General features: G+C 70.2%; 7 protein-coding genes, 1 pseudogene and 1 riboswitch. Of the genes and pseudogenes, 3 read left to right on the forward strand and 5 right to left on the reverse strand.

What is annotated here, in order from left to right:
• Window positions 1–365: 365 nt before the first annotated feature.
• Complete coding sequence (locus AB0M03_RS38545; protein ID WP_363501120.1) at window positions 366–902, reverse strand: hypothetical protein; 537 nt, start codon at window positions 900–902, stop codon at window positions 366–368.
• A 450-nt stretch (window positions 903–1352) separates the two neighbouring features.
• Window positions 1353–1532: riboswitch (cyclic di-AMP (ydaO/yuaA leader) on the forward strand.
• A gap of 2 nt (window positions 1533–1534) precedes the next feature.
• Between AB0M03_RS38545 and AB0M03_RS38550 the strand changes: the two genes are divergently transcribed.
• A complete protein-coding gene (locus AB0M03_RS38550; RefSeq protein WP_363501123.1) occupies window positions 1535–2965 on the forward strand; it encodes a hypothetical protein in 1431 nt (476 codons plus the stop codon).
• Between the two features lie 463 nt (window positions 2966–3428).
• Here AB0M03_RS38550 and AB0M03_RS38555 read toward each other — a convergent pair whose 3' ends face one another.
• The 4 genes from AB0M03_RS38555 to AB0M03_RS38570 all read right to left on the reverse strand — a co-directional run bounded on the left by AB0M03_RS38555 (window position 3429) and on the right by AB0M03_RS38570 (window position 6949).
• A complete protein-coding gene (locus AB0M03_RS38555; RefSeq protein WP_363501126.1) occupies window positions 3429–4133 on the reverse strand; it encodes a family 16 glycoside hydrolase in 705 nt (234 codons plus the stop codon).
• Between the two features lie 50 nt (window positions 4134–4183).
• The gene (gene wecB / locus AB0M03_RS38560; protein WP_363501129.1) at window positions 4184–5407 is read right to left on the reverse strand and encodes a UDP-N-acetylglucosamine 2-epimerase (non-hydrolyzing); all 1224 of its coding nucleotides are present in this window, start codon (window positions 5405–5407) and stop codon (window positions 4184–4186) included.
• 112 nt (window positions 5408–5519) lie between these two features.
• Window positions 5520–6758, reverse strand: coding sequence for a glycosyltransferase (locus AB0M03_RS38565; RefSeq protein ID WP_363501132.1), 1239 nt, complete (start codon window positions 6756–6758; stop codon window positions 5520–5522).
• Window positions 6752–6949, reverse strand: a complete 198-nt coding sequence (locus AB0M03_RS38570) for a hypothetical protein (protein ID WP_363501134.1) — start codon at window positions 6947–6949, stop codon at window positions 6752–6754. Before AB0M03_RS38570 ends, AB0M03_RS38565 begins: the two co-directional genes overlap by 7 nt.
• Window positions 6950–7673: 724 nt before the next feature.
• Here AB0M03_RS38570 and AB0M03_RS38575 point away from each other — a divergent pair.
• Both AB0M03_RS38575 and AB0M03_RS38580 read left to right on the forward strand, forming a co-directional pair.
• Window positions 7674–9506, forward strand: a complete 1833-nt coding sequence (locus AB0M03_RS38575) for a polysaccharide deacetylase family protein (protein ID WP_363501137.1) — start codon at window positions 7674–7676, stop codon at window positions 9504–9506.
• A gap of 76 nt (window positions 9507–9582) precedes the next feature.
• A pseudogene (locus tag AB0M03_RS38580) lies at window positions 9583–9848 on the forward strand (glutamine--fructose-6-phosphate aminotransferase); the annotation flags it as partial.

The following is a 9848-nucleotide window of genomic DNA, read 5'->3' on the forward strand; positions in this document are numbered from 1 at the left end:
GCATGGCTCGATACGAGACCAACAGGGCCCCTCGGCGGCGACGTGATGAGTGAGATCACCACGGCAACGACGAGGGGCCCTGTTGCGTCACTGGAACCCGCTGACCAGGCATTTCACCCCGACGAGACAGGATGAAAGAGGTTCAGTGATTCGACGCCAGCGGCAGACAGCTGGGGGAAGAGGGCACCCAGGGGGATGTCGTCGAAGGTGCCTTGGCCTACGTACATGAGCTGATCATCCGGTCCGGCCGGCGCGGACGACAAGGGCTCTCTGCTGTCCCGGTAGGTGCGGGTCCTGACAAGTCACGCGGCTGAGCACGTCCATCTGTACCCGCCTGAACTTCAACGAGTACGCCGACAGCGCGGTCAGCGGCGGCCCCGGCCGCCGGGGCGGCGGGGCCGGGAGGGCCGTCCGCGCTGGGCGGGGCGGGCGGGCCTGGCGGCGGGGGTGCGGGCGGTGGGGGTGGCGGCGGCCTGCCGGGCGGCGGCCTCGAGGCGTTCGCGGTCGGCGTCGCGGCGCAGGCGCAGCAGTTGCAGGCGGTCCTCGATCCGGGCGCGCTGGTAGAGGTCGAGGGCCTGGGCCAGGTGCTGCCATTCGTCGTGGGCGGGGCCGTCGGGCGGCGGGCCGAGCGGGTCGTCGCCGCTCACGTGGTGGCGCAACCGCCAGTGGGCGACGGCCGCGACCAGGCGCCGGTAGAGGTGCTGCTGGCCGGTGTCGTCCTCGTCGGGGGCCGGGATGTTCTCCAGCCAGGCTTCGGGGACCTGTTGTCCGGCGAGGGTGGCGGTGAGGGCGAGGTGTTCGGCCTGCGGCAGGAGCGGGGGTACCGGGGCCGGCCGCCGGCCCGCCGCGGCCGCGGCTTCGGCGGCGGCCGCGGCGGGGGCGGGGTGCCGGTCGGGCTGCACCGGGCCGGTGGGCAGGGGTGTCTCGGGCGGGCGGCCACCGCGCCGCGCCCGTCCGGGCAGGGCCGGACGCTGCCAAGCGGCCCTCGCGCAGGCCGCAGCGTTGCCGGGAGAGCACGGCGACCGGGGACATCCCGATCGCCTCGCCGCCGGTCCACGACGGCCGCGTGGGCGGGGCCGGCGACTGGTCCGCTCCTCCCCCGCGCCCGGGCGACCCGGGAGCCGGCAGAGCCCTTGTTCGGGCAGGACCGGCCGAAGCCGTCGCCGCCTTTCCCGCCGTGTCCGTCCGGCGCGAGGGGGCGCAGCGGCGCAGCGCAGCGGCCTGCTGCACAGTGCGTGAGGTGCGGCGCAGAGCGTTGACTCGTACACGATGTCTCCTGCTAGCCTGCTTCGCGTCGTCCGCCGAAAGACGGACCCGCTGCCGGGACGCCGAGTCCCGTCCACCCGTCGGCGGTCGATCGAGCACCGGTACGGACGGGAGCGGGGGAACCAGGTAGGACGCCTTGGCCCCCGCACGCACGCACGCGCACGGGTCCGGCCCGGGCTAGGGGTGAAGCCGTTCCACGGGCGGCCGGGCCACCTCATGCGGCCCGAACCCGACAGCTCACCTCGCAGGCGTCGCAGAGGTACCGCCCATGCGTTTTATCTCCACTCCTGTCCGGATCGGCGCGCTGGCCGCTGTCGGCCTGCTGGCCATCCCTCTTGTCGGCCATGCGCAGGCCTCCGCCGACGGCCCCAAGGTCGTCCAGGACGGGCTCGGCCCGACCGCCATGGCCGCCGGCACCGCCGCCACCGCGACCCTCGCCGTGCACTCCTCGCGCTGCTTCACCGCCGACACCCTGGGTGTTTCGGTACGCGACCCCGCGGGCAAGCGCACCGACTTCCCCGGCGCGGCCCGCTCCGTACGGATCTGCCCGGGGGGTGTGTCGATCACCACCGGCGCGCTGGCCCTGCCGGCCGGCACCTACTCCGAGTTCGGCTACTGGCGCGACCTTGCGGGCACCCGGCACAACCTGCCCGCGCGCACACTGACCGTCGGCGACGGATCCACCCCAGCGCCGACCGCGAGCGCCACGGCGGCCTCCCCGACCGCCACGGCCTCCCCGACCGCCACGGCGACACCTAGCCCGACCGCCACGGCCGCAACACCCACCACGGCACCGACGTCGAGCGCCCCGACCCCGATCCCCGCGCCCACCGCCACCGCCACCGCCACGCAGGCTCCGGCGGGCATGAGGGAGCTGCCCGGCCCGTTGTACGGCGTCACCGTCGACGACGTCTCGAACCTCGCCGCCATCGTCGCCTCGTCGAAGCAGCTGTCCCACAGGCCGACCACCCGCATCGTCTTCGACGAGAACGTGAACCCCTCCCAGTACACCCAGGCGGTCAACCAGCTCCAGCCGGTCAGCTACCTCATGGGCGAGGTCCTCGACTCCTACTACCTCAAGGACTACTCCGCCCAGGCCTACCACGACCGGGTCGCCCAGTACCTGAACGCCTTCGGCAACCAGGTCGACCTCTGGGAGATCGGCAACGAGGTCAACGGCAACTGGACCGGCAGCTACAGCGACGTCTCCGCCAAGATCACCGATGCCTACAACCAGGTCAAGGCCGCCGGCAAGCGCGCCGCACTGACCCTCTACTACGACATCGGCTGCGGCAACGGCCCCTCCGAGCTCGACCCGATCGCCTTCACCAACCAGTACGTGCCCGCGAGCATGCGCAACGGCCTCGACTACGTCACGCTCAGCTACTACGAAGCCGACTGCAACAACATCCGGCCGAGCGCGGCCACCTGGACCGCCTACTTCCAGCAACTGCACACGCTGTACCCGAACGCCAAACTCGCCTTCGGTGAAATCGGCCTGCCCGACCCCGTCACCACCACCACCCAGAGCCAGGCCACCACGCTCCTCAACTACTACTACGGCCTGCACATCGACCTGCCCTACTACGCGGGCGGGTACTTCTGGTGGAACTACGCCGAGGACATGATCCCCACCACCAAGCCCATGTGGCAGAGCCTGAACACCGCATTCGCGACGATGCCCGTGCCCACCCCCTGACACGGAGGCGGTCACCCCGGGGGCGCCGGAACAACACCGGCGCCCCCTGCCAACACCGAGACGGCCCCGACCGGGCAGGCGCCGAGCGCCGGTGAACGGGCCGGGCCGACCTGGTACCGAAGGAGCGTTCGGGTCCGCACGACAGTGCGGCCCGGGCTTGCCGGTGACCAGCTCACGGAAGTGGTTTCGGGCCTCGAGGAGAACGATTCCGTCGTTCTTCCGTCCTCGTCGAAATGAGGCGCCGCAGGGCCGGCGATAAGAGCAGCGCATCTCCCGGCCGGGGAAGTTGCACCTGCGGCGGAATTGGCCGTGGGGGCCGTGCGGCCGCTCGGGTCGCAGCCGGACGTGCGGGGCGTGCCGTTGGTCGACCGGGCCCTGCGCGATCGGGCTTTCCACCGTGGTCGGCGCCCGCGGCACGCGTGGGGCCGTTGGCGGTGACGGCCGCCTGCGCGGCTGCGTCCGATCAATACGCGAAGTGCCGGAACTCGGCGTGGGCGTCCTCGCTGTACAGGCCGACGTTGCCTTCCAGGTAGGGGCGTTCCTCGTCGGTGAAGGTGACCAGGGGCCGGTCCTGCACGGTCACCGACATGGTCGGGCCGCTCTGCTGGATCTCGACGTCGTACCAGGGGCCGATCGGGTAGGCGGGAAGGCCGGTGGCCAGGAAGCGCTGGGAGCCCGGATAGGCGGGGTCCTCCTTGCCCAGTTCCCAGCCGGTGGGTTTGAGGGCCAGGTAGTAGAAGTGCTGGGGGTCGGTGTAGTGCCACAGCACCCAGGCGACCTCCCAGGAGTTGGGGTCGGGCCGGCGGAACTGCTCGGCGGTGCGCATCTGGAGCCGGTAGTCGAGCTTGCCGTGGGAGTCGACGGAGACCACCAGCGCGGCGTGGGTCTCGGAGGGCGCGGCGGAGTGGCGGGGCTTCAGGACCACCGTGCCGTCGTCGAAGCCGACGAGCCCCTCGCCGTCGAACACCACCCGCCAGGGTCCGTGGACCGTCTTGACGTCCGATCCGGAGGACAGGCCGATGGCCACCACCAGAACGAGCGCGATGAGCAGGCTGCCCAGGGTCACCAGGATCCACCGGATCCGCCGGGAGGGTCGGGGCGGGCGGCCCGCCCGGCCTCTTGTGAGCGCGGCCCAGGTGGGCCGGTCCAGGTGCATGTCCACCAGCATGGTCCGCTCCGCGGCGTCCGTCACCTCCGGGCGAGGGCCGCGGACGGGTCTCACCGCTGCGCCAGGATGTCGCCGGTGGCCGCGCCGACCGCGGTGCCGACCGTCGAGGCGGACGCGAAGTCCTCGGCCAGCCGGGTGACGATCCGCTGCGCCGCGCGGCCGTCGCCGAACGGGCTCCGGGCGTCGGCCATGCTCCGGTAGAGGGCGGGATCGTCCAGCAGGGCGTTGGTCGCGGTGTGGATGGCGTCGGGGTCGGTGCCGACGAGCCGGGCGGCACCGGTGGAGACCACCTCGGGGCGCTCGGTGGTGGTGCGCAGGACCAGGACCGGCTTGTCCAGGCTGGGGGCCTCCTCCTGCACGCCGCCGGAGTCGGTGAGGACGATCTCGCTGGCGGCCAGCGAGGCGGTGAAGTCGAAGTAGTCCAGCGGGTCGGTCAGCGTGATGTGCGGGTGGTGGCCGAGCGCGGTCAGCAGCACCTCGCGGACGGCCGGGCTGCGGTGCACCGGCAGCAGGATCTCGACGTCGCTGCGTTGGGCCAGGCGCAGCAGTGTGGCGGCCATGGCGCGCATCTGGTCGCCCTGGTTCTCCCGCCGGTGCAGGGTGACCAGGATGCCGCGGCGCCGGGTGCGGAACGCGGAGCGGCCGACCTGGCGGGACTGCGTCCACAGCAGGTTGTCGATCACGGTGTTGCCGGTGACGTAGACGTTGTCGGAGGGCACGCCCTCGGCCTGGAGCTGTTTGCCGGCGCACTCGGTGGGGGCGAAGTGCCAGCGGGTGAGTCGGGTGACCAGCAGTCGGTTGAGTTCCTCGGGGAACGGGTTGTCGAGGACGCCGCTGCGCAGTCCGGCCTCCACGTGGGCCACCGGGATGCGTTCGTAGAAGGCGGCGAGGGCACCGCACAGGGTGCTGGTGGTGTCGCCCTGGACGATGACCAGGTCGGGTCCTTCCGCGCGCAGTACCTCGCCGAGCCTGCCGACCAGCAGGGAGGTCAGGTCGGACAGCTGCTGGCGGTGGGTCATCACCTCCAGGTCGTGATGGGCGGTCAGTTCCAGGCGGTCCAGCATCTGGTCGATCATCTCGCGGTGCTGGCCGGTGTTGATCAGTACCGGGGCGAAGTCCTCGCAGTCGTCCAGGGCCCTGACGACGGGGGCGAGTTTGACGGCCTCGGGGCGGGTGCCCAGGACCACGGCTGCGTGCAGCGGGCGCAGTCCGTGGTGCTGGAGCCGGCCGGGCGTCGTGGTGGCGCCGGGAGGGGGGAGCGGGAGGTGGGACATGGCGGGTCCTCCTTCGGGGGTGGGCGGGTGGCAGATGGGCGTGGTCGGGCGTGGGCGGGACGTACAGGGGTGCACGTCGGCGCCGCTCGCAGGGTGCGCCAGTGACGGTGCGTCAGGTCCGGGCGGTCTTGAGCCAGCTGGTGCGGCCGCTCATCAGGCGGCCCACGGCCCACCAGCCGGCCGCGAACCACAGGTAGCCGTAGGCCACGAAGAGGTGGGACAGCAGGAGGCAGTGCAGCACTCCGAGCCGGCGCTCCCGCTTGCGGTACACGTAGGCGTAGGCGTAGGCAGGGGCAAAGGCGAGGGCGTACAGCGGGATCAGCCAGATCAGCGGGAAGGTGTTGTGGCCGTGGACGACGGAGTCGGTCGCGAAGCCGATGATCCCGGCGACGAAGGCGAGCGGCAGGAAGGAGGTGAGCAGCAGCATCACGGGGCTGGACAGGTGGTAGGCCAGGTCGGCGGCGGCCCGCGGCGGGATCTCCCGCAGGACGAGGGGCAGGAGCCGGGTGGCCTGCATGTGTCCCTGGAACCAGCGGGAGCGTTGGCGGATCAGTCGGCGGGTCCTGGTCACGGCTTGCTGGTGCACGGCGGCGGTCGGGCAGTACTCGTTGGTCCAGCCTGCGGCGATCAGGCGGATGCCGAGGTCGAGGTCCTCGGTGAGCTGGTCGCTCCAGGGCGCCGGGCCGAGTGTGTGCAGTGCGCTCAGGCGCATGAACTGGCCGTTGCCGCCCATGCCGACGCTGCCGATGTGTCGGCGGGCGGACTGGAAGATGTCGGTGTAGACGACGAATTCCATGTCCTGCATGCGGGCCAGCAGGCTGTCGGCCCGGTTGTACATCCGGACGCCGATCTGTACGGCTCCGGTGGCGGGGTCGGCGAAGTGCCGGTCGACCTCGGCGACGGCTTCGGTTTCCAGTCTGCCGTCCGCGTCGAGGACGCAGATCACCACGTCCTGGGGGGCGTGGCCCTCCAGTGCGCCGGAGCGGGCCAGGTGGTTCAGGCCGTCGTTGAGGGCGGCGCCCTTGCCTTTTCTGGCGTTCGGGAGGTGGCGTTGGTGGAGCAGGATGCGTTCGGAGTCGGCCGCGCGGACGATCTCGGCGGTGCCGTCGTCGGATGCGTCATCGACGACGAGGGCGATGCAGTCGTCCAGCGGCAGCGCCAGCAGCCGGTGCAGGCTCTCTTCGAGCACTTTCTCCTCGTTGAGGCAGGCGAGCAGGAAGACGTAGAAGCGCCGGTCGTCTTCGGGTGGTGCGAGCCGGATGTGACGGCGTGACAGGGCGAACAGGCCGGAGTTGTAGCTCAGCATGGTGATGATGACTGCTGTGCTCAGCCACAGCAGGACGCTCACCATGGCTCGCCCTGCCGGTTCGTGGTCGCCCCGGGGGTCGCTCGGGGGGTCGGGTCGGGGCGGGTTCGGGTGGTGCGTCTGCGGTGGCGCAGCACGGTGGCGGTGAGTAGGAGCATGAGGCCGGTGGCCGCGTAGAGGCCGAACCCGGCGCCGGCGACCTCGAGGAGGAGGCGGGCGATCTCGGATCCGGTCATGCCGGACGGCAACACGGATGCCGCGGTGAGGCAGACGCCACTGGTGACGCCGCAACTCCCGTACATGGGACTGCCCAATCAGGAGAACGGAGCCCCGGGGGGCCCGGGGAACATGGCCCTGAAAGACCCGGAAGTAATCACGGGTCGCATTCGCAGGGCGGTCGGGCGTGATCGGATGCCGGCCATGGCGCAGCCCTCGCTGTCGAGGTGCAGGGGGCCGGTCTCGCCACTCACTCCCCGAGTCGGGTAGGCGACCGTCTGACCTCCCTCGGTACCTGAAGGACCGTGGGGGACCCGACTCGGATCATCACTCGCCCCTATGGGACTGATCACGGCCAAAATTACCACAGGGGGCCAGGGTCTTCAATAATGGAATTCGTTGACGAATCACCTTCCTCGGGTCTTCACCCAGGGTGGCCTGCCGAAACACATTGGTGAATCTTGCCGGGGGTGTTGACAGTCCGCCACCTCGATGACAGCATCATTAACACGCCTGCGCTGCGTGGTTGTTGCCGCAGAGCCTTGCGAGGGTGAGCAGTGCGAGGGCCGGGGACAGGCTGGGGGACGTTCGCCCGAGCCGCGCGAGATGCGTCGCTTTCGGTCACCGCGGACACTTCTCCGCGTCAATGAATTCATCTGCTATTCGGCACGAGGGGCTACCATGCCTTCGCTTTCAAAAAGGTGGGCCCGTCCTTCGCGAACCGCGGCAGCACTCGCCCTGGGCGTGAGTATCAGCCTGGCGGCGCCGTTCACCGCATCCGCGAAACCACCTCCGGATCACCCCAACAAGTCATCGGCCCTCGAGCAGCCGCTCAGCGGCGACGTCTCCGCGGCCTTCGGTGACGACCAGAAGAAGGCCGACGAGGAGCGCGCGAAAGACCCCCACAAGAAGCTGAAGCCCGCATCGGGCACGGCCGACACCACCCCGTCGGGGGCGTCCTCCACCTCGGCGCAGGCGGCGCTCGCGCTGACCTCCGCGCTGGCGCAGCCGGTGTCCGCCGACGCCGTGGCAGCGGCGACCGGCACGAGCACGCTGGTGCTCTACGACACCGCGGGCCCGTACGGGCATCTGGGCGAGCTGTACGCGATGGTGACGGCCAACCTCGCGGGTCACTTCGGCACGGTGACCACCATGCCGGTCGGCTCCTACCAGGCCGGGCAGGTCAACGACTACACCGCAACGGTCTACTTCGGCTCGACCTACTACGGCGGAACCATCCCCGACGGCATCCCCGCCGCGTTCTACAGCGACGTGGCCACCACGACGCACCCGGTCGTCTGGCTGTACGACAACATCTGGAACCTGGCCAACAACGTGGGCCCCGCCCAGTTCTCCTCGACCTACGGCTGGGACCCGACCAACTCCTACTTCAACTTCAACCCGATCACCTCGGTCTCCTACAAGGGCCAGTCGCTCACCCGCAGCAGCCTCAACGGCGGCGGCGTACTGGGCGACAACATCACGGACCCGTCCAAGGTGACGGTGCTGGCCTCCGGGACCGACAGCACCGGGGCGTCCGTGCCCTGGGCGATCCGCTCGGGCAACCTCACCTACATCGGCGACATTCCGTTCTCCTACGTGAACGAGACCGACCGGGTGATGATCCTCAGCGACCTGCTCTTCGACGCGCTCGCCCCCTCGACCCCCACCCGCCACCGGGCCATGGTCCGCCTCGAGGACATCAGCCCCGCCGAGGACCCGGTCCAGCTGACCCGGATCGGCCAGTACCTGAAGTCCCAGAACATCCCGTTCAGCTTCGGCGTCATCCCGGTCTACACCGACCCCAAGGGCACCTACAACAACGGCCGGCCGGAAACCATCAGGCTCTCCCAGTCGCCCCTCATGATCGCCGCGATCAAGTCTCTGATCGCCAACGGCGGCACCATGCTGATGCACGGCTACACGCACCAGTACAGCAACATCGCCAACCCGTACAACGGCGTCACCGGCGACGACTTCGAGTTCTACCGGGCCCAGTGCTCCGTCACCCAGACCCCGCCGTACCAGTTCCGGGCGCCCTGCCAGAACACCGACTGGGTCATCCACCAAGGGCCGGTCGCAGAGGACTCCGCAGCCTGGGCGAAGTCCCGCGTCGACTCGGCGATCAACGAGTTCAAGGCCGCCGGCCTCACGCCGCCGACGATCTTCGAGTTCCCGCACTACGCGGGCTCGGCGACCGACTACAAGACCTTCGAACCGCTCTTCAAGGCCCGCTACGAGCGCTCGCTCTACTTCAACGGCCAACTCAACGGAGGCCCGATCAACCACAGCATCCTGATCGGCCAGTTCTTCCCCTACCTGGTGCGCGACGTGTACGGCGAGACCGTGCTGCCGGAGAACCTCGGCAACTACGAGCCGGTCATGTCCAACAACAACCCGCCGCGACTGCCCGCCGACATGATCAACTCGGCCAAGCTGAACCTCACGGTCAGGGACGGCTTCGCCAGCTTCTTCTACCACCCCTCGTACGGGCTCAACGCGCTGCGGGACACCGTCAACGGGATCAAGGCACTCGGCTACACCTTCGTCTCGCCCACCTCGGTCCTCGGCCCCTGACCGGACATCACCCCCGCTGCCGGCCGCCCTCCCGGCCGGCGGCGGGACCCCCAATCCGATGTAGGTATTGATCATCATGTGCGGAATCGTGGGATACGCGGGGCGCCGGGACGCCCTCGACGTCGTCGTCGAAGGACTGGAACGCCTGGAGTACCGCGGGTACGACTCGGCCGGTGTCACCGTGCAGGCCGAGCAAGGCCTCGCCACCGAGAAGCGGGCCGGCAAGCTCGTGTGCCTGAGAAAACGACTCGCCGAGACCCCTCTTCCGGCGGGCACCACCGGCATCGGCCACACCCGGTGGGCCACCCACGGCGGCCCGACGGACGCCAACGCCCACCCCCA

Origin of the sequence: Kitasatospora sp. NPDC051914 (assembly GCF_040680995.1) — a bacterium.
Classification (GTDB): Bacteria; Actinomycetota; Actinomycetes; order Streptomycetales; family Streptomycetaceae; genus Kitasatospora.

Bases quoted from the DNA above. Each gene is read 5' to 3' on its own strand.
- AB0M03_RS38565 (WP_363501132.1), bottom strand. From the start codon at position 6,758: ATGGTGAGCGTCCTGCTGTGGCTGAGCACAGCAGTCATCATCACCATG.
- AB0M03_RS38555 (WP_363501126.1), bottom strand. From the start codon at position 4,133: ATGCTGGTGGACATGCACCTGGACCGGCCCACCTGGGCCGCGCTCACA.
- AB0M03_RS38550 (WP_363501123.1), top strand. From the start codon at position 1,535: ATGCGTTTTATCTCCACTCCTGTCCGGATCGGCGCGCTGGCCGCTGTC.
- AB0M03_RS38570 (WP_363501134.1), bottom strand. From the start codon at position 6,949: ATGACCGGATCCGAGATCGCCCGCCTCCTCCTCGAGGTCGCCGGCGCC.
- wecB (WP_363501129.1), bottom strand. From the start codon at position 5,407: ATGTCCCACCTCCCGCTCCCCCCTCCCGGCGCCACCACGACGCCCGGC.